At 65.0% G+C, this 19496-nt stretch carries 17 protein-coding genes; 14 read left to right on the plus strand and 3 right to left on the minus strand.

Going from position 1 to position 19496, the window contains the following annotated elements; translation table 11 throughout:
* Positions 1 to 37 precede the first annotated feature (37 nt).
* From odhB to ACFLEY_RS01320, 4 genes are all read left to right on the plus strand, one after another.
* Positions 38 to 1282, plus strand: coding sequence for a 2-oxoglutarate dehydrogenase complex dihydrolipoyllysine-residue succinyltransferase (odhB, locus tag ACFLEY_RS01305; protein WP_060909716.1), 1245 nt, complete (start codon positions 38 to 40; stop codon positions 1280 to 1282).
* Positions 1283 to 1347: 65 nt separating this feature from the next.
* Entirely contained in the window at positions 1348 to 2097 is a 750-nt protein-coding gene (locus tag ACFLEY_RS01310; RefSeq protein ID WP_028174864.1) for an SDR family oxidoreductase, read from the plus strand.
* A 56-nt stretch (positions 2098 to 2153) separates the two neighbouring features.
* Positions 2154 to 3554, plus strand: coding sequence for a dihydrolipoyl dehydrogenase (gene lpdA / locus ACFLEY_RS01315; RefSeq protein WP_060909717.1), 1401 nt, complete (start codon positions 2154 to 2156; stop codon positions 3552 to 3554).
* 34 nt (positions 3555 to 3588) lie between these two features.
* Entirely contained in the window at positions 3589 to 4119 is a 531-nt protein-coding gene (locus ACFLEY_RS01320; protein WP_011083280.1) for a hypothetical protein, read from the plus strand.
* Between the two features lie 123 nt (positions 4120 to 4242).
* Here the strand turns inward: ACFLEY_RS01320 and ACFLEY_RS01325 are convergent, their stop codons facing one another.
* Both ACFLEY_RS01325 and ACFLEY_RS01330 read right to left on the minus strand, forming a co-directional pair.
* Entirely contained in the window at positions 4243 to 4833 is a 591-nt protein-coding gene (locus ACFLEY_RS01325) for a DUF4337 domain-containing protein (RefSeq protein WP_060909718.1), read from the minus strand.
* A gap of 100 nt (positions 4834 to 4933) precedes the next feature.
* A complete protein-coding gene (locus ACFLEY_RS01330) occupies positions 4934 to 5899 on the minus strand; it encodes a tyrosine recombinase XerC (protein WP_011083278.1) in 966 nt (321 codons plus the stop codon).
* Between the two features lie 112 nt (positions 5900 to 6011).
* Here ACFLEY_RS01330 and ACFLEY_RS01335 point away from each other — a divergent pair, with 112 nt between their 5' ends.
* Positions 6012 to 8222 carry a primosomal protein N' gene (locus tag ACFLEY_RS01335; protein ID WP_211433813.1) on the plus strand — a complete coding sequence of 737 codons (2211 nt, stop codon included), beginning with the start codon at positions 6012 to 6014 and terminating at the stop codon, positions 8220 to 8222.
* 230 nt (positions 8223 to 8452) lie between these two features.
* Here the strand turns inward: ACFLEY_RS01335 and ACFLEY_RS01340 are convergent, their stop codons facing one another.
* Complete coding sequence (locus ACFLEY_RS01340) at positions 8453 to 8950, minus strand: septal ring lytic transglycosylase RlpA family protein (RefSeq protein WP_011083276.1); 498 nt, start codon at positions 8948 to 8950, stop codon at positions 8453 to 8455.
* Positions 8951 to 9608: 658 nt separating this feature from the next.
* On the opposite strand from ACFLEY_RS01340, the gene ACFLEY_RS01345 reads away from it, so the two are divergent.
* The 9 genes from ACFLEY_RS01345 to istB all read left to right on the plus strand — a co-directional run bounded on the left by ACFLEY_RS01345 (position 9609) and on the right by istB (position 19490).
* A complete protein-coding gene (locus tag ACFLEY_RS01345) occupies positions 9609 to 10169 on the plus strand; it encodes a F0F1 ATP synthase subunit delta (RefSeq protein ID WP_011083275.1) in 561 nt (186 codons plus the stop codon).
* Entirely contained in the window at positions 10169 to 11698 is a 1530-nt protein-coding gene (atpA, locus tag ACFLEY_RS01350) for a F0F1 ATP synthase subunit alpha (protein ID WP_011083274.1), read from the plus strand. Before ACFLEY_RS01345 ends, atpA begins: the two co-directional genes overlap by 1 nt.
* Before the next feature lie 174 nt (positions 11699 to 11872).
* On the plus strand, positions 11873 to 12745 hold the full coding sequence (locus tag ACFLEY_RS01355; RefSeq protein ID WP_060909719.1) for a F0F1 ATP synthase subunit gamma: 873 nt from the start codon (positions 11873 to 11875) through the stop codon (positions 12743 to 12745).
* 82 nt (positions 12746 to 12827) lie between these two features.
* Entirely contained in the window at positions 12828 to 14261 is a 1434-nt protein-coding gene (gene atpD, locus ACFLEY_RS01360; protein WP_011083272.1) for a F0F1 ATP synthase subunit beta, read from the plus strand.
* An 86-nt stretch (positions 14262 to 14347) separates the two neighbouring features.
* Positions 14348 to 14755 (plus strand): F0F1 ATP synthase subunit epsilon, encoded by a 408-nt coding sequence (locus ACFLEY_RS01365; RefSeq protein WP_060909720.1) that lies wholly within the window; start codon positions 14348 to 14350, stop codon positions 14753 to 14755.
* A 162-nt stretch (positions 14756 to 14917) separates the two neighbouring features.
* Positions 14918 to 16564, plus strand: coding sequence for an adenylate/guanylate cyclase domain-containing protein (locus ACFLEY_RS01370; RefSeq protein ID WP_060909721.1), 1647 nt, complete (start codon positions 14918 to 14920; stop codon positions 16562 to 16564).
* Between the two features lie 188 nt (positions 16565 to 16752).
* The gene (locus ACFLEY_RS01375; RefSeq protein WP_396605014.1) at positions 16753 to 16941 is read left to right on the plus strand and encodes a hypothetical protein; all 189 of its coding nucleotides are present in this window, start codon (positions 16753 to 16755) and stop codon (positions 16939 to 16941) included.
* Between the two features lie 19 nt (positions 16942 to 16960).
* Complete coding sequence (gene istA, locus ACFLEY_RS01380) at positions 16961 to 18718, plus strand: IS21-like element IS1631 family transposase (RefSeq protein ID WP_100214066.1); 1758 nt, start codon at positions 16961 to 16963, stop codon at positions 18716 to 18718.
* A 4-nt stretch (positions 18719 to 18722) separates the two neighbouring features.
* Entirely contained in the window at positions 18723 to 19490 is a 768-nt protein-coding gene (istB, locus tag ACFLEY_RS01385) for an IS21-like element IS1631 family helper ATPase IstB (protein ID WP_396604475.1), read from the plus strand.
* The last annotated feature ends 6 nt before the right edge of the window (positions 19491 to 19496 follow it).

Genomic DNA, 19496 nt, shown 5'->3' on the forward strand with positions numbered 1-19496 from the left:
TTCATGACCGCATTGGCGATCCCTTAAGGAAAAGACCATGACTGAAATTCGTGTGCCGACGCTCGGCGAATCCGTCACCGAGGCCACCATCGGCCGCTGGTTCAAGAAGGCCGGCGACCCCGTCGCCGTTGACGAGCCCTTGGTGGAGCTCGAGACCGACAAGGTCACCATCGAAGTCCCGGCGCCCTCCGCCGGCACGCTGAGCGAGATCATCGCCGCTGACGGCGCGACCGTTGCCGTGGGCGCGCTGCTCGGCCAGATCACCGAAGGCGCCGCCGGCGCGGCCAAGCCGGCCGCTGCTCCCGCCAAGCCCGCTGCTGCTCCGGCCGCCGCGGCGGCTGCTGCCGCACCGGCTCCGGCCGCGAAGGCGCCGCCGGCCGATGCCCCGCTCGCCCCCTCCGTGCGCAAGCTCTCGGCCGAGACCGGCATCGACGCTTCGACCGTTCCGGGCTCCGGCAAGGACGGCCGCGTCACCAAGGGCGACATGCTCGCCGCGATCGAGCGTGCGGCCTCCGCGCCGACCCCGGTCAACCAGCCCGCCGCCGCCGTTCAGGTCCGCGCGCTGTCGCCGGCCGATGACGCCGCCCGCGAAGAGCGCGTCAAGATGACCCGGCTGCGCCAGACCATCGCGCGCCGCCTCAAGGACGTGCAGAACACCGCGGCCATGCTCACGACCTTCAACGAGGTCGACATGACCAACGTCATGGCGCTGCGCGCCCACTACAAGGACGCGTTCGAGAAGAAGCACGGCAGCAAGCTCGGCTTCATGGGCTTCTTCACCAAGGCCGTCGTGCAGGCGCTGAAGGACATCCCGGCCGTCAACGCCGAGATCGACGGCACTGACCTGATCTACAAGAACTACTATCACATCGGCGTCGCCGTCGGCACCGACAAGGGCCTCGTCGTGCCCGTGGTGCGTGACTGCGACCACAAGTCGATCGCCGACATCGAGAAGGGCATCGCCGATTTCGGCCGCCGCGCCCGTGACGGCCAGCTCAAGATCGACGAGATGCAGGGCGGTACCTTCACCATCACCAATGGCGGCATCTACGGTTCGCTGATGTCGACCCCGATCCTCAACGCGCCGCAGTCCGGCATCCTCGGCATGCACAAGATCCAGGAGCGGCCGATGGTCGTCGGCGGCAAGATCGAGGTCCGCCCGATGATGTACCTGGCGCTGTCCTACGATCACCGCGTCATCGACGGCAAGGAAGCCGTCACCTTCCTCGTTCGCGTCAAGGAGAGCCTGGAAGATCCGGCGCGCCTGGTGCTCGATCTCTGATCGCTGATGCTCTGCGAGCGCCGTCGCCCTCACGCGACGGCGCGTGTCGAACCATGGAGGCGCGCATGACCGATAAAGTCGTTGTCATCACCGGCGGCAGCCGCGGCATCGGGCGGGCGACCGCGATCGCGGCGGCCGCACGCGGCTTCCGTGTCGTGGTCGGCTACGCCAGCAACAAGCAGGCTGCGGATGAAGTCGTCGCGCAGATCGCGGCCAGCAACGGCAAGGCCATCGCGGTGAAATGCGATGTCGCCGAGGAAAGCGACATCCTCGAGCTGTTCAAGCAGGCGGACAAGTTCGGCACGCTCGGCGCACTCGTCAACAACGGCGGCATCGTCGGCAAGAGCGGCGTGCGCGTCGACGAGATGTCGGCCGAGCGCATCCAGCGCGTGATGGCGGTCAACGTCACCGGCTCCATCCTCTGCGCGCGCGAGGCGGTGAAGCGGATGTCGACCAGGCACGGCGGCAAGGGCGGCGTCATCGTGAACCTGTCGTCGGTCGCAGCCCGGCTCGGCGCACCCAACACCTATGTCGATTATGCCGCGTCCAAGGGCGCGGTCGATTCCTTCACCGTCGGGCTCGGCTACGAGGTCGCGGGCGAAGGCATCCGCGTCGCGGCGATCCGGCCCGGCCTAATCGACACCGAAATCCACGCCGCCGGCGGCGAGCCCGACCGCGCCCATCGTCTGGCCCATTTGGTGCCGATGAAGCGCGTCGGCACCGCCGAGGAAATCGCCAACGCCATCGTCTGGCTGATGTCGGACGATGCCTCCTACGTCACCTCAGCCATTCTCGACGTGTCCGGCGGACGCTGACGCGCCGCGCGGACGCTGACGCATCTTTCCACGCTAAACTCACGGGACTTTCTCTCATGGCTACCTACGATCTCGTCGTCATCGGCACCGGACCGGGCGGTTATGTCTGCGCGGTGCGCGCAGCCCAGCTCGGCATGAAAGTCGCCGTGGTCGAAAAGAACGCAACGCTCGGCGGCACCTGCCTCAATGTCGGCTGCATGCCCTCGAAGGCGCTGCTGCACGCTTCCGAAATGTTCGAGGAGGCCGCGCACTCCTTCGCCAAGATGGGCGTGTCGGTCTCCGCGCCGAAGCTCGAGCTGCCGGCGATGATGAACTTCAAGCAGCAGGGCATCGACGGCAACGTCAAGGGCGTCGAGTTCCTGATGAAGAAGAACAAGATCGACGTGCTCAAGGGCACCGGCAAGATTCTTGGCACCGGCAAGGTCGAAGTCTCCGCCGACGGCAAGTCGCAGGTCGTCGAGACCAAGAGCATCGTGATCGCCACCGGCTCGGACATCGCGCGTCTCAAGGGCATCGAGATCGACGAGAAGCGCATCGTTTCGTCCACCGGCGCGCTGTCGCTGGACAAGGTCCCCGGCAAGCTGCTCGTCGTCGGCGCCGGCGTGATCGGCCTCGAGCTCGGCTCGGTGTGGAAGCGGCTCGGCGCCGAAGTCGTCGTCGTCGAATTCCTGGATCGCATCATGCCCGGCATGGACGGCGAGATCGCCAAGCAATTCCAGCGCATCCTCGAGAAGCAGGGCTTTGCATTCAAGCTCGGCGCCAAGGTCACCGCCGTTGATACCTCCGGCAAGACGCTGAAGGCGACGATCGAGCCCGCCGCCGGCGGCGCTGCGGAGACGCTGGAAGCCGACGTCGTGCTCGTCTGCATCGGCCGCGTGCCCTACACCGATGGGCTCGGCCTGAAGGAAGCCGGCGTTGCGCTCGACAATCGCGGCCGCGTGCAGATCGATCCGCATTTCGCCACCAGCCTGAAGGGCGTCTATGCCATCGGCGACGTCGTCGCGGGCCCGATGCTCGCGCACAAGGCCGAGGATGAAGGCGTTGCGGTTGCCGAGATCATCGCAGGCCAGGCCGGCCACGTGAATTACGACGTTATCCCAGGCGTCGTGTATACCACGCCGGAAGTCTCCTCCGTCGGCAAGACCGAGGAGGAACTGAAGCAGGCGGGCGTGGCTTATACCGTCGGGAAGTTTCCCTTTACCGCCAACGGCCGCTCCAAGGTCAACCAGACCACCGATGGCTTTGTGAAGATTCTCGCAGATGCGAAGACCGATCGCGTGCTCGGCGTGCACATTATCGGTCGCGAAGCCGGCGAAATGATCCATGAGGCGTGCGTTCTCATGGACTTTGGCGGCAGTGCGGAGGATCTCGCGCGCACCTGCCACGCGCATCCGACCCGCTCGGAGGCCATCAAGGAAGCCGCGCTTGCAGTCGGCAAGCGGGCCATCCATATGTAGGCGACGCCCCGAGCCGAATCGGGCGGGACAACACATGCTGCGCCGCCTTCTCCAACCGGTCTGGGTCCTGCTTGCGATCATTTTCCTGATCGAAGCCTGGCTGTGGGACCATCTCGAACCGATCGTCGCGCGGGTTGTCGCAGCCATCCCGCTCGCGCGTTTCAAGCAATGGCTGACGGAGCGTGTCGACGCGCTGTCGCCGGCCATGACGCTGATCGTGTTCGCGGTCCCCATCATCCCGCTGTTTCCGCTCAAGCTGGTCGGCCTGTGGCTGCTCACGCATGAATACTGGACCAGCGCCGTCTTCACGATCCTGTTCGCAAAGCTCGTCGGCGTCGGCGTCACCGCCTTCGTGTTCGACGTCACGCGCGACAAGCTTTTGGAGATGCACTGGTTCGAGCGGATCTACGATCTCGTGATGAAGGTGCGTGCCAAGGCGCACCTGCTGGTAGACCCGATCAAGCAGCGCATCCGCGAGCTGATCACCGGCAACGGCGAAGGCTGGTCCGCCCGCACGCTCCGCCTGATCCAGCGCTTCCGCAAGAGCGTGCACCAGGCGCGGTGATTGCTGCGGCAATCAATCTATCACCGTCACCCCCGCGCAACGGCGAAGCCGTGGAGGTGGCCGCTTCTTCAGCGGCCCTTGAAGGATGACGGAATTGGCAGCGCAACCGCCTCATCAGCCCCCTCAATGCAAATGCAGCAGATGCGGCCACCACAGGCCGAGCGCGGTCATGAGCAGGCCGGCGAGCGTCAGGAGGCCGCCGACATAGGCGAGCGCGAAGATGCCGGTGATGATGGTGGCCGAGGCCAGCACGATGCCGATCTGGAAGGCGGCCGACGCCAGCTCGAAGTGATGGTATTTAGCGGTCGCCTCGTCGCGCTCGTGCTCGGCATGCTTGGCCTTCTCGGCGAGCTGCTCGGTGCCTTCGCCGGTCTCGGGCTCGGAGCGATAGCGCTGCGCGGTCTTGGTCCAGTCGTCGACCTGCTTCTGCACCGCTGCCTTCATGGCGTCGTCGGTCGCGCCGACGACCGTGAGCTTGCCCTGCTCGGCCGCGGTCACCACCACGGTGCGGCGGATGCTCTTGGCCTGGAAGAACGCCCAGAGATTGGCGGCCTCGACGTTCTTGCTGATCGATTCGGTCTGGGCGCCCTTGCCGAGCGTCTCCGAGATCGCCAGGAACAGGGCCAGCACGGCGATCAGAAGGGCGATCTTCTTGTTCGAGCCGGACGCGTGTTCGGCGTGCTCGGCATGCTCCATGCTTTCATGTGCGCTCATAAATCCCTCCTGCCTTTATGCCCCACGATTGACCGAACCGCGGGCGCCGCGCAAGAGGCATGCGCGCCAAGAGCTTGCTATGACAGCTTGATGTCAGAATTCACCGCCGCGGATGCGCGCTGGCATAGACTTCCAGCAGCCGCTCGGAATCGATGCCGGTGTAGATCTGCGTGGTCGAGAGCGAGGAATGGCCGAGCAGTTCCTGGATCGCGCGCAGGTCGCCGCCGCGCGACAGAAGATGCGTGGCGAAGGAATGGCGCAGCGCGTGCGGCGTCGCGCTGTCGGGCAGGCCGAGCGCGCCGCGCAGCCGCTCCATCGCGAGCTGGATGATGCGCGGGCTCAAGGGACCGCCGCGCGCGCCGACGAAGATCGGCCCTTCCGCCGGCAGCGGATAGGGGCACATCGAAACATATTCCTGCACCAGCGCCAGCACGTTCTGCAGCACCGGCACCATGCGGGTCTTGTTGCCTTTGCCTGTGACGACCAGCACATCGCCTTCGCCCGGCTTCGGCACCTCGCGGCGCTTCAGTCCGAGTGCTTCGGAGATGCGCAGGCCGGAACCATACAGCAGCGCCATCACCGCCGCATCGCGCGCCAGAATCCAGGTCTCGCGTTCCTCGCCGGCGCGCTCGTCGGCGTCCGCAAGACGTTTGGCCGACGCCATCGGCAGCGGCTTCGGCAGGCTCTTTGCGACTTTCGGCGCGCGGATCGCGGAGAGCGCGCCGACCTTGCCCTTGCCCTCGCGTTCGAGGAAGCGGCCGAACGAGCGCAGGCCCGCCAGCGCGCGCATCAGCGAGCGGCCGGCAATGTCGTCGGCCCGGCGCATCGCCATGAAGGCGCGCACGTCGGTGGCCTCCAGCGCGGCGAAGCGCTTGAGCGTGACGCGTTCGCCCCAATGATTGCAGAGGAAATCCAGGCACTGCCGCAAGTCGCGGCCATAGGCCTCCAGCGTCTTCGGCGACAGCCGCCGCTCGGCGCCGAGATGCGACAGCCAGCGCGTCATCTCCTGCGCGATCGAGGGATCTGCGCTGGCGAGCTCGATTTGTGGGGCGGCCGCTTTGCTCATGCGCTCTGGACGTGGTGATTCCGCACAGTATATCGCATCACACTCGTTTATCGTTCGCTAAGGCCGCCTCACGGCGCTAGCCTTGAGGCCCCCGGGTTCCGATTCTCAGTTCATGGACCACACGTCCCGCAGCAGCACCGTTTCCGCCAACGCGACCCGCATGGTCGACGTGCTGGTGCCGGTCGCGCTTGACCAGACCTATTCCTACAAGGTGCCGCGCGGGATGGAGCTGAAGGCGGGCGATCTCGTCGGCGTGCCGCTTGGGCCCCGCGAGGTGCTCGCCGTGGTCTGGGCGGAAAACGCCAATCCCGATCCGCGCCTGCACAACCGCCTCAAGGAGGTCAGCGAGAAGCTCGATCTCCCTCCGCTGAAGCCCGAGTTGCGTTCCGTCGTCGACTGGGTCGCCAATTACACGCTGAGCCCGCGCGGCATGGTGCTGCGCATGTGCCTGCGGATGGGCGAGAATCTCGGCCCCGAGCGGGTGCGCCCCGGCGTGCGCCTGGTCGGCGATCCCCCCAGGCGGCTGACGCCGGCGCGGCAACGCGTGATCGAGGTGCTGTCGGACCGGCTGCTGCACGGCAAGTCCGAGGCGGCCAAGGAGGCGGGCGTCTCGGCCGGCGTGATCGACGGGCTGGTGGACGAAGGCACGCTGACGGTCGAGCCGATGCCGCCGCCGCCGCCGCCGCCGGCCCCCGATCCGGATTTTGGCCGGCCGGATTTCACACCGCTCCAGCGCACCGCGGTCGATACGATGCGCGCGCTCGCGGCCAACGGCACCTTCCACGTCGCGCTGCTCGACGGCGTCACCGGCTCGGGCAAGACCGAGGTCTATTTCGAGGCGGTGGCGGAGGCGATCCGCCGCGGCAGGCAGTCGCTGATCCTGATGCCGGAGATCGCGCTCACCGGCCAGTTCCTCGACCGCTTCGCGCAGCGTTTTGGCGTGCGGCCGATCGAATGGCACTCCGAGCTCACCCCGCGCACCCGCGCGCGCAACTGGGCGGCGATCTCCGAAGGCAGCGCGCCGGTCGTGGTCGGCGCGCGCTCGGCGCTGTTTCTGCCCTACGCCAATCTCGGCCTCATCGTCGTCGACGAAGAGCACGACCAGGCCTACAAGCAGGACGAGGGCGTGCATTACCATGCCCGCGACATGGCGGTGGTGCGCGCGCATATCGCAAAAATTCCGATCGTGCTGGCCTCCGCGACGCCGTCGGTCGAATCCGAGGTCAATGCGCGCAAGAACCGCTATCAGCGCATCGCGCTGCCCTCGCGCTTCGGCGGCCAGCACATGCCGCATATCGAGGCGATCGACATGCGCCGCGAGCCGCCGGCGCGCGGCCGCTTCATCTCGCCGCGCTTGGCGGGCGAGATCAGGACCGCGATCGAGCGGCGCGAGCAGGCGCTATTGTTCCTCAATCGCCGCGGCTATGCGCCGCTGACGCTGTGCCGCGCCTGCGGCCACCGCTTCGCCTGCACCATCTGCGATGCCTGGCTGGTCGATCATCGCTTCCGCCAGCGCCTCGTCTGTCACCATTGCGGCTTCTCGATGCCGCGCCCGCATGTCTGTCCGAACTGTTCGGCGGAGGAATCGCTGGTCGCGGTCGGCCCCGGCGTCGAGCGCCTGCAGGAAGAAGCGGCCGCGCTGTTCCCGGAGGCGCGCACCATGGTGCTGTCGAGCGATCTCATCACCTCGATCGAGACCATGCGCTCCGAGCTTGCCGAGATCGCGGAGGGCCGCGTCGACATCATCATCGGCACGCAGCTCGTCGCCAAGGGCCACAATTTCCCGCGGCTCAATCTGGTCGGCGTGGTGGATGCGGATCTCGGCCTGTCCAATGGCGATCCGCGCGCGGGGGAACGCACTTGGCAATTGCTGAACCAGGTGATCGGCCGCGCCGGACGCGAGCAGGGCCGCGGCGTCGGCTATCTCCAGACCCACCAGCCCGATCATCCCGTGATGAAGGCGCTGATCGCCTGCGACCGCGAGGCCTTCTACGACAGCGAGATCGATCTTCGCGAGCGCACGCTGTATCCGCCGTTCGGCCGGCTCGCCAGCCTGATCATCTCGGCCGGCGACCGCCCGAGCGCGGAAGGCTTTGGCCGCCGCCTCGTTGCGCTCGCGCCGCGCGACGAGCGCGTGGTGGTGCTGGGCCCGGCGGAAGCGCCGCTCGCCGTCATCAAGGGCCGCTACCGCTTCCGCATCCTGGTGAAATCGGCGCGCGGTTTCGACCTGTCGGACTATTTGCGCAACTGGCTCGCTGTGTGTCCGAAACCGAAGGGCAATCAGAAGCTGGAGGTGGACGTCGATCCGCAGAGCTTTTTGTAAGGCTGCCGTCGCCGCCATTCTCCGCTGTCATTCCGGGGCGCGACGAAGTCGCGAGCCCGGAATCCATTTCACCGCGGGCCCTGCCGCCCGATGGATTCCGGGCTCGATGCTGCGCATCGCCCCGGAATGACGACAACAAAAAGCCCGCCGTCCCCCAAGACGGCGGGCTTGTTTCATGCGCGCATCAAACTGATGGAAAGTGCGCGGGCAATGTGAGGCGCCGTGGCGCCTTAGGAGATGACTTCCGCGGTGACGCGGCCGACGCCGGCGCCGGTGAGGCCGATGGCGCGGGCAGCGCCCGTGGAGAGGTCGAGCACACGGCCGCGAATGAACGGGCCACGGTCATTGATGGTGACGATCACGCTCGAGCCGCCGTGGGTGACGCGCAGCTTGGTGCCGAACGGCAGCGAACGGTGTGCCGCGGTCATGGCGTTCTGGTTGAAGCGCTGGCCCGAGGCGGTCCTGCTGCCGGACTCGTTGCCGTAATAGGAGGCCATGCCGGAGAAGCTGTGCCCGGTGCCCGAGGACGGCGTCATTGCCGCATTGGCATTGCGCCAATCAGAGCCTGCATTGGCGTCGGTCTGGGCGTGGTGACGATGATGGTGCCGGTGATGCCTGGATTTGGCGGAAGCTTCGGTGGCGGTTCCACCGATGAAGAGGGTTGCGGCTATGAAAGCGATCGCCGTGCGCGGCCGGGTCACAGTGCCCAGCGTCTTGAAAGACAGCATTTAGTGGTCCCTAAGCTAGTATTGCCACATATGTGGCCAGTGGAGCCCTCATCGGTTTGTGAGCGGTTTGGCGTTTCGTTGCGCAATGCGGCATGAATTGGGCAGTAATTCCATTCTGTTTCGTCGTGAAATATCTTGTGACCTGCCGGTATATTCATCCGACATTCCGTAATCTTTAACTTTAACGATTCATTAACTGAACTATTACTTATGAATACTGTAGAGTGAAGTCATCGCTCTCAGCACTTAGAATTGGGTAAGTATTCAGCGGGCGGCGCGACCGGGGCCGAATTCACGCCTCAGCGATCCGTGTTCATGGCCGCTATGCGCTGAGAGCAGGAACCAACGGCGCCGCACCGCCGCAAGGCTCGCGGCAATTCCGTGGCGTGGCAGGTCATCGTCGAGGTCGCCGACCCCTCGTCATTGAAGCGCCGTCGAGTGCGACGAACTGGCGACAGAACCTCGTGCCTTTAATTTGGCGTCATGTTGCACGTGCGCGCCTGCTATGTTAGCAAAGCCGCGATTTTAACGAGCCCGGCACTTCCCGTGTTGGTCGAAAATCGAAGTCCCGCTTGAATTCCAAGGGCTTGGATCGCTAGGCGCCGCTTCGTGGCGACGGTTTTTCCCTTGCGAATTTGACAGCAAAAAGAGCGCGTCTGTGGCTGCAGAAGATACGTCCGTTTCCGGTGTGTCCGGCCGTTATGCAACGGCCTTGTTTGAACTGGCCCGCGACCAGAAAGCGGTCGACGAGGTCAAGGCCGACCTCGACAGGTTCGAGGCCTTGCTCGGCGAGAGCGCCGATCTGAAGCGCCTCGTCCGCAGCCCGGTGTTCGCGGCCGATGCCCAGTCCAGGGCCCTCACGGCCGTGCTGGACAAGGTCGGCATCGCCGGCATCTCTGCCAATTTCCTGAAAGTGCTGACCGCCAACCGCCGCCTGTTCGTGGTGGCTGACGTCATCCGCGCCTACCGCGCCCTCGTCGCCAAGTTCAAGGGCGAGGCGACCGCTGATGTCACCGTGGCGGAGGCGCTCTCGGACAAGAATCTCGACGCCCTCAAGGTTGCCCTGAAGTCGGTGACCGGTAAGGACGTCGCGCTGAACGTGAAAGTCGATCCCTCGATCATCGGTGGCCTCGTCGTCAAGCTGGGCAGCCGCATGGTGGATGGTTCGCTTCGCACCAAACTCAATTCGATCAAGCACGCGATGAAAGAGGCAGGCTGATGGACATCCGCGCCGCGGAAATTTCCGCGATCCTCAAGGACCAGATCAAGAATTTCGGCCAGGAAGCTGAAGTCTCCGAAGTCGGACAGGTGCTGTCCGTCGGCGACGGTATCGCCCGCGTCTACGGTCTGGACAACGTCCAGGCCGGTGAGATGGTCGAGTTCGAGAACGGCACCCGCGGCATGGCGCTGAACCTCGAAACCGACAACGTCGGCGTCGTTATTTTCGGTGCCGACCGCGAGATCAAGGAAGGCCAGACCGTCAAGCGCACCCGCGCCATCGTGGACGCGCCGGTCGGCAAGGGCCTGCTCGGCCGCGTCGTCGACGCGCTCGGCAACCCGATCGACGGCAAGGGGCCGATCCAGGCCGACAAGCGCATGCGCGTCGACGTCAAGGCGCCCGGCATCATTCCGCGCAAGTCGGTGAGCGAGCCGATGGCGACCGGCCTCAAGGCGATCGACGCCCTGATCCCGATCGGCCGCGGCCAGCGCGAGCTGATCATCGGCGACCGTCAGACCGGCAAGACCGCGATCGCGCTCGACACCATCCTGAACCAGAAGCCGCTCAACGCGCAGCCCGACGAGAACATCAAGCTGTACTGCGTCTACGTCGCAGTCGGCCAGAAGCGTTCGACCGTCGCCCAGTTCGTGAAGGTGCTGGAAGAGCAGGGCGCGCTCGAATACTCGATCATCGTCGCCGCCACCGCCTCGGATCCGGCGCCGATGCAGTACATTGCCCCCTTTACTGCCTGCACCATGGGCGAATTCTTCCGCGACAACGGCATGCACGCCGTCATCATCTATGACGATCTGTCCAAGCAGGCCGTCGCTTACCGCCAGATGTCGCTGCTGCTGCGCCGTCCGCCGGGCCGCGAAGCCTATCCGGGCGACGTGTTCTATCTGCACTCCCGCCTGCTCGAGCGCGCGGCGAAGCTCAGCAAGGATCATGGCTCGGGCTCGCTGACCGCGCTGCCTATTATCGAAACCCAGGCCAACGACGTGTCGGCCTACATCCCGACCAACGTCATCTCGATCACCGACGGCCAGATCTTCCTGGAAACCGACCTGTTCTTCCAGGGCATCCGTCCCGCGGTGAACGTCGGTCTGTCGGTGTCGCGCGTCGGTTCGTCCGCGCAGACCAAGGCCACCAAGAAGGTCGCCGGCAAGATCAAGGGCGAGCTCGCGCAGTATCGCGAAATGGCGGCGTTCGCGCAGTTCGGCTCCGACCTCGACGCCTCGACCCAGCGCCTGCTCAACCGCGGTTCGCGCCTGACCGAGCTCCTGAAGCAGCCGCAGTTCTCGCCGCTGAAGATGGAAGAGCAGGTCTGCGTGATCTGGGCTGGCACCAACGGCTATCTCGATCCGCTCCCCGTTAACAAGGTGCGCGCGTTCGAGGACGGTCTGCTCTCGCTGCTGCGCGGCAAGAACGTCGAGATCCTCAATTCGATCCGCGATAGCCGCGACCTCTCCGACGACACCGCTGCCAAGCTGAAGTCGGTGGTCGAAGGTTTTGCGAAGAGCTTCGCGTAAGAACCGTCACGGCCGGGCCAAAAGCGCGAAGCGCGTCTTCGCATTTGATGTCCCGGCCATCCACGCCTTGCCGCGTGGAAGACCAAGACGTGGATGCCCGGGACAGGCCCGGGCATGACGACAGAGACAGGCTAGCGGTTTGGCCGCAAGGGCTCGAACCGTCGGGGACGAAGAATGGCGTCACTTAAAGACATGCGCGTCCGCATCGCCTCCACCAAGGCGACGCAAAAGATCACCAAGGCCATGCAGATGGTCGCGGCCTCGAAGCTGCGCCGCGCGCAGACCGCGGCCGAGGCTGCGCGTCCCTATGCCGACAAGATGAGCGCGGTGATTTCCAACATCGCCGGCGCCGCGGCGGGCTCGCCCGGCGCGCCGGCGCTGCTGGCCGGCACCGGCAGGGACCAGGTCCACCTGCTGCTGGTCTGCACCGGCGAGCGCGGCCTGTCCGGCGCCTTCAACTCCTCGATCGTGCGTCTCGCCCGTGAGCGCGCGCTGGCGCTGATGGCGCAGGGCAAGGAAGTGAAATTCTTCTGCGTCGGCCGCAAGGGTTACGAGCAGCTGCGCCGCCAGTTCGACAAGCAGATCGTCGAGCATCTCGACCTGCGCAGCGTTCGCCAGCTCGGCTTCGTCAACGCCGAGGACATCGCCAAGAAGGTTCTGGCGCGCTTCGAGGCCGGTGAATTCGACGTCTGCACGCTGTTCTATTCGCGCTTCCGCTCGGTGATCGCCCAGATCCCGACCGCCCAGCAGATCATCCCGCTGGTCGTCGAGGAGGGCGCTGCCGCCAGCACGACGTCTTACGAATACGAGCCGGAAGAGGACGAGATCCTCACGCGCCTGCTGCCGCGCAACCTCGCGGTCCAGATTTTCCGCGCGCTGCTCGAGAACAACGCCTCGTTCTACGGCGCGCAGATGAGCGCGATGGACAACGCGACGCGCAACGCCGGTGAGATGATCCGCAAGCAGACGCTGGTCTACAACCGCACGCGTCAGGCGCAGATCACCAAGGAACTGATCGAAATCATCTCGGGTGCCGAGGCCGTCTGATCAAGGCGCTTCATTGCCCGTTAAACCCAACATCCCGGTCAGTTGACCGTGGTCTAGAAGTTCGGATCGAAGGAGACATTCAATGGCAGCCCAGTCCGGTCGCGTCACCCAGGTCATCGGCGCCGTCGTCGACGTGCAGTTCGAAGGCCACCTCCCGGCCATTCTCAATTCGCTCGAGACCAAGAACGGCGGCAACCGCCTGGTGCTCGAAGTCGCCCAGCATCTCGGCGAATCCACCGTGCGCACGATCGCGATGGACACCACCGAGGGTCTGGTCCGCGGCCAGGAAGTGACCGACACCGGTTCGCCGATCCGCGTTCCCGTCGGCGAAGGCACGCTCGGCCGCATCATCAACGTCATCGGCGAGCCGATCGACGAAGCCGGCCCGGTCAAGTCGGAAGGCCTGCGCGCCATCCACCAGGAAGCGCCGACCTACACCGACCAGTCCACCGAAGCTGAAATTCTCGTCACCGGCATCAAGGTCGTCGATCTCCTGGCTCCCTATGCGAAGGGCGGCAAGATCGGCCTGTTCGGCGGCGCCGGCGTCGGCAAGACCGTGCTGATTCAGGAGCTGATCAACAACGTCGCGAAGGCGCACGGTGGTTACTCCGTGTTCGCCGGCGTCGGCGAGCGTACCCGCGAGGGCAACGACCTCTATCACGAGTTCATCGAGTCCAAGGTCAACGCCGATCCGCACAATCCGGATCCGAGCGTGAAGTCGAAGTGCGCGCTGGTGTTCGGCCAGATGAACGAGCCGCCGGGCGCCCGCGCCCGCGTCGCGCTCACCGGTCTGACCATCGCGGAAGACTTCCGCGACAAGGGCCAGGACGTGCTGTTCTTCGTCGACAACATCTTCCGCTTCACCCAGGCCGGCTCGGAAGTGTCGGCGCTGCTCGGCCGTATTCCTTCGGCGGTGGGTTATCAGCCGACGCTCGCGACCGACATGGGCGCGCTGCAGGAGCGCATCACCACCACGCAGAAGGGCTCGATCACCTCGGTGCAGGCCATCTACGTTCCGGCCGACGACTTGACCGACCCGGCGCCCGCGACCTCGTTCGCGCACTTGGACGCGACCACCACGCTGTCGCGCTCGATCGCCGAAAAGGGCATCTACCCGGCGGTGGACCCACTCGACTCGACCTCGCGCATGCTCTCCCCGCTGGTCGTCGGCGAGGAGCACTACGCGGTCGCCCGTCAGGTCCAGCAGGTGCTGCAGCGCTACAAGGCGCTCCAGGACATCATCGCCATTCTCGGCATGGACGAGCTTTCGGAAGAGGACAAGCTGACGGTGGCCCGCGCCCGCAAGGTCGAGCGCTTCATGTCGCAGCCGTTCCACGTCGCCGAAATCTTCACCGGCTCGCCCGGCAAGTTCGTCGACCTCGCCGACACCATCAAGGGCTTCAAGGGCCTGGTGGAAGGCAAGTACGACCACCTGCCGGAAGCCGCCTTCTACATGGTCGGCACCATCGAAGAGGCGGTCGAGAAGGGCAAGAAGCTCGCCGCTGAAGCGGCCTAAGAAGCGAATGGCGAATGGGGAGTAGCGAATAGTCGCCGCTCCCACTCGCCGCTCGCCATTCGCCACTCGCTATTCGCAGGTTCTCCATGGCCACCTTCCACTTCGATCTCGTCTCGCCGGAAAAGCTCGCATTCTCGGGTGAGGTCGACCAGGTCGACATCCCCGGCGTCGAGGGCGACTTCGGCGTGCTGGCGGGACATGCGCCGGTCGTGGCTGCAATCCGGCCGGGCATCCTCACCGTCACCGCCGCCGGCAAGCACGAGAAGATCATCGTGCTCGGCGGCCTCGCCGAAGTCTCCGAAAAGGGCCTCACCGTGCTCGCCGACGTCGCGACCTCTCTGGACGAGCTCGATCGTGCCCAGTTCGCCGAGACCATCGCGGAGATGGAGGAGGGCCTGAAGGAGCACGAAGGCGGCGAGCTCGATCTGGCCATCGAGCGGCTCGATCACTTCAAGAGCATCCAGCAGCAGCTCAGCTCGACGGCTATGCATTAAGCCCCGAGGCATCGCTTCGGGGCTCGAACGCGAAATTCCTGCAAGAAATTCCTGAATAAGTTCAGCGCTCGTCACGGTAGTGGCGGGCGCTGAAACTTTGTTGCACTGCGCAGCCGATAGCGGCATTCTTCGCCTGCGAATTTGTTCCGGGGCGGGTCACAGATGAAACGCAAGATCGCAGCGATTTTCGCAGCCGATATTGCCGGGTATTCGAGGCTGGTCGCGGAAGACGAGGAGGAGACGCTGCGGCGCCTGGCCTCCTACCGCGAAGTCATCGACGATTTCATCGCAAAGGCGAACGGTCGCATCTTCAACACCGCCGGCGATGCCGTGCTCGCGGAATTTCCGAGCGCGGTGGACGCGGTGCGCTGCGCGATCGACATCCAGGAGTCCTTGCGGACCCGCAACATGGCCTATCCGCCGAGCCGGCAGATGTCGTTCCGCATCGGCATCACCATCGGCGACGTGGTCGAGCGCAACGGCGATCTGCTCGGCGACGGCGTCAACATCGCCGCGCGGCTGGAAGGCCTCGCCGAGGTCGGCGGCATCTGCGTTTCCCGTGCCGTGCACGAGCAGGTCGCCAACAAGCTGTCGGTGCAGTTCGCCGATATCGGCGCGCAGGAGGTGAAGAACATCCCGACGCCGGTGCATGCCTACATGGTGGCGATGCGGCGCGAGGACGGCACCTATTCGAAGCCGCAGTTGAAGAAGCCCGCCTCCAAGCTCGCCGCCGCACCCGTGTGGATGTGGCCGCTGGTGGTGGCAGTCGTCTCGGTCGTTGCCATCGTTGTCACCGGCTTCCTCTACAACACCAAGCTCAAGCAGACGGCGACCGCCGTGGCGACGCCGGCCGCGACACCCAGTGCCGCGCCGAGCGCGACGCCGACCCAGTTCGCAAAGGCGCAGGTAGCGCCGACGGCGCCGCCGAATGCCGGCGCTGCGATGGCTCCGATGCCCGCACCGTCGCCATCCGCCTCGCCGATGACGGGCAAGTTTGCTGCCGACAGCGTGCCCTTCATCAACGAGCGCATCCGCAACTATCTGGCCGGGGACTATTCCGCCGCCGGCGACTACAAGGCCTTCGCGCTCAATATCGGCGGCTTCACCGGTTCAGCGTTGAACCAGCCGAACGAGGAGGCCGCGCGCAACGCCGCGCTCGATCAGTGCCAGAAGCGCGCCGATGCCGCGCAATCGCCGCGGCGCTGCGAGCTCTATGCGGTCGGCAACAATGTCGTCTACACGCATGGCAAGCCGCCGATGCCGCCGTCTCCCTATTTTCGGCATGACGCGATGACCGAGCGAACCTTTGCGTCGAAGGACTTTCCGATGGTGCGCGATCCGCAAAAGGTCCGGCTCGAGAACATGTTCGTGCCGGCGGCGAAATCCCGGTCGGTCGCGCTCGGCCCGGGCGGACAATATTTCATGGTGCTGGGCTCATCATCGCCCGAGGAATCGGCGCGGCGTGCGCTGGAATCGTGCGGCGCGATCGCGGGCGTCGCCTGCATGATCGTCGCGGTGGACGATAATTTCGTCGTGCCGATTCCGACCCTGCTCAGGATCACCGGCTTCTTCCATGCTGCGAGCAATGCCTCGATCGTGGCCGACGCCCGCGACGAGGTCGTGCGCAAGCTCGCGGATGGCATGGGCTGGAATGCCGTCGCCGTCGGCAACGCAGGACGCCCCGGCCTCGGCCTGAAGGCCGCCGACGAGCAGACCGCGGTCAATTCCGCGCTGGCCGATTGCGCCAGGCGCGACAGCGACTGCCACGTGATCGCGATCGGCCCGTTCACGGTCGGGCCGACGAACTAGCGCTTGCTCTGATTGGTCGTCCGTGAAGAATGCAGATCGGCCTGAGAGATAGGCAGAAGTTGTCTCGATAAAGTATTCGATTTTGCAGGAAAGCCGGGTGTTGGGCCGCGGTTTCTTGCGTTTTGGGATTTTGCTTTCGAGCGATTCGTGATTCCCTGACGGACGGGTCATCGGCATTGGGGACGGCGATGAGCAAACCGCGGGATGATCGCCAGAAAGACCTGTTGCTTCCGGCGCTCGATCAAATCATCGACATGGGCCACCCGCTGGTGCGGTTGGCGGCGCTGATCCCCGTGGGTCGGTCAAAATCCCCCGGGTATGGTCACTTGAAACTCCCCCACCTGATGATCGCCGTCAGCGCCGCTGAACAGCAGTAGCCGGTCAGGCAGGACGTTTATGTTCGACCCCTTTAGCCAGCAAGGGGCCGGGGAGTTGAACGTCTTGAAGCGACATCTGCAAAGCACCGTACTTACATTACTTGATCGCAACACCAGCCAGCGCGAGATTCACCGGCTGACGGGTGTCGATCGCAAGACGATCCGGCGTTATCAGGCGCTGCGGGCCGGTGCGGAGGCAAATTCCCCCGGGGAAGTGACCACCGGCTCGGTGAGCGCGGACGGCCAAATTCCTCCACCCCGACCACCGGCTTTTGGGACATCGGAAGCGACGGTCACCAGCAGCCTGGCCCGTTCGGCTTGCGAAGCGCATCGGACGTGGATCGAAGAACAGGTCCGGCTGAAGCGGAACGCGCAGGCGATTTACCAGGACCTGGTTGATCAATTTGGCTTTCCGTCCAGCTACCAGAGTGTCAAGCGGTTTGTGCGCCGGTTGCGGCACGCTGATCCTGAGCAGTTTGATCGTCTTGAGTTCCTCCCCGGCGAGGAAGCTCAGGTCGACTATGGCGAGGGCGCGCCGACGGTTGATCCGAAGAGCGGGCGGTACCGTCGTCCCCGCCTGTTCGTGATGACGCTACGCTACTCGCGGCGCAGCTTCCGGCGGGTAGTCTGGAAGTCCAGCCAACAAGTCTGGGCGCAGCTCCACGAAGAGGCGTTCCGGTATTTTGGCGGGGTCCCCAGCTATGTCGTGCTCGACAACCTGAAGGAAGGCGTCCTCAAGCCGGATTTGTACGAGCCCCAGCTCAACCCGATTTACAGCGCGATGCTGGCTCATTACGCCGTGGTCGCCGATCCCGCGCGCGTGGCCGATCCAAATCGGAAAGGATGCGTCGAGAATGCGATTCAACATACCCAGGGCACTGCGCTGGCCGGACGGCGCTTCGAGACGCTGGAGGCGCAAAACGAGTTCTTGAGGCACTGGGAGGAGAACTGGGCTTCCAAACGCATCCACGGCAGCACGCGCCGTCAGGTCGAGGCGATGTTCCAGGAAGAGAAGCCGCACCTGCGGCCGCTGCCTGTCGCTCCCTTCCGCATCTTCACCGAAGTCGTCCGGACTGTCTGCGACGACACCACCGTACGCGTCGACAACAGCTATTACGCCGCGCGGCCCGCGCCGATCGGCAGCCAGGTCGTCGTGCGCATCTACACCACCACGATCGAGATCCGTGATCGCCACACCCGTGCGCTGCTGCGTGTTCATTCCCGGATGGCGCACCCCGGTTCTGTCGTCCTGCCGACCAGCGAACGGCCGTTCAACCCGTCGCGGCAAACCGCCGTGCTGCTGGCGAGCGCCGAGCGCATCGGACCGCAGACCAGGGCCTTGTGCCAGCAGGTGTTCGACACCGAAGGGCGCCCCGGACAGCGCGCGATGTGGGGCATTGTCGGGCTGGGCCGGAAGTATCCGGCGCGGCTGGTCGAGCAGGCCTGCGCGCACGCCATCGACAACCGCATCTACCGCTACAAGCACGTGCGTGCGACCGTCGAGCGGTTGTTCGAACAGGCGATCGAGCAGGTTGGAGTGACGCCACAGCCGGCATCGCCGCTCACCCAGGATCATCCGCTGATCCGTACCCCCGCGGAATACGGCGACCTCTTCAGCCGCGCTGTGCGGCGCGATGCCGACGACAATGGTCGGCAGGCCGAGGCTCACGACGATCACGCCACGGCAATCCGCGCTCGTGTCGCCTGCGCAACCCCGGCCAACTCCGGCGCCACGAGCGCTCCCGCTGCACCTTCTCACCTTAAACTGGAGACCTAGCCACATGATGACCATGCCGGAAATTGAGCGTTGCCTACGACAGCTGCGCCTGTCGGGTGTCCGCGACACGCTGCAGACGCGCGTGCTCCAGGCGCAGGGCGCCAACCAGCCCTTCCTCGAGACCTTCTCCCTTATCCTGCAGGATGAACTGGACCGTCGTCAGTCCCGTCTTATCGAGCGGCGATACCAGCAATCCGGGCTCGACGAAAAGCTGACGCTCGCCGAGTTCGACTGGTCCTTCAATCCCAAACTGCCACGTCAGACCTGCTTCCAGCTCCACACCCTGGCGTTCATTGCCGCTGGCGAGAACGCTCTGCTTGTTGGCAAACCTGGCACCGGGAAGTCGCACATCGCCAAGGCGATTGCCTATCAGGCGATCCTGCAAAGCCACAAGGTCCAGTATCTTGAGACCGACGACTTCTTTCACCGCTACGCCCTGAACTCTCCGGCACAACGCGAGGCCCGGCTGCGAACCATCATCGACTGCGATCTCCTCGTGCTGGACGATCTATTCCTCGCACGCGCCATCCCCGACGACGCCGGCACTTTGCTGCAGACCCTGATCCATCAGCGTTACAAACTGCGCCGCAGCGTCATCGTCACCTCCAATCGCGTCGTGCAGGATTGGGGGGCATACCTTGGGGACAACACTATGAGCACGACGATCCTCGATCGCCTTATGCATCATTGCCATCTGCTTGAGTTCGACGGACGCAGCTATCGGCTCAAAGAAGCCGCTGAAGCTCTTGCCCGGGAAACAAACTCAAACTAACAGTCC

The organism is Bradyrhizobium sp. YCK136 (assembly GCF_044570075.1).
In the GTDB taxonomy this organism is placed as follows: Bacteria; Pseudomonadota; Alphaproteobacteria; order Rhizobiales; family Xanthobacteraceae; genus Bradyrhizobium; species Bradyrhizobium diazoefficiens.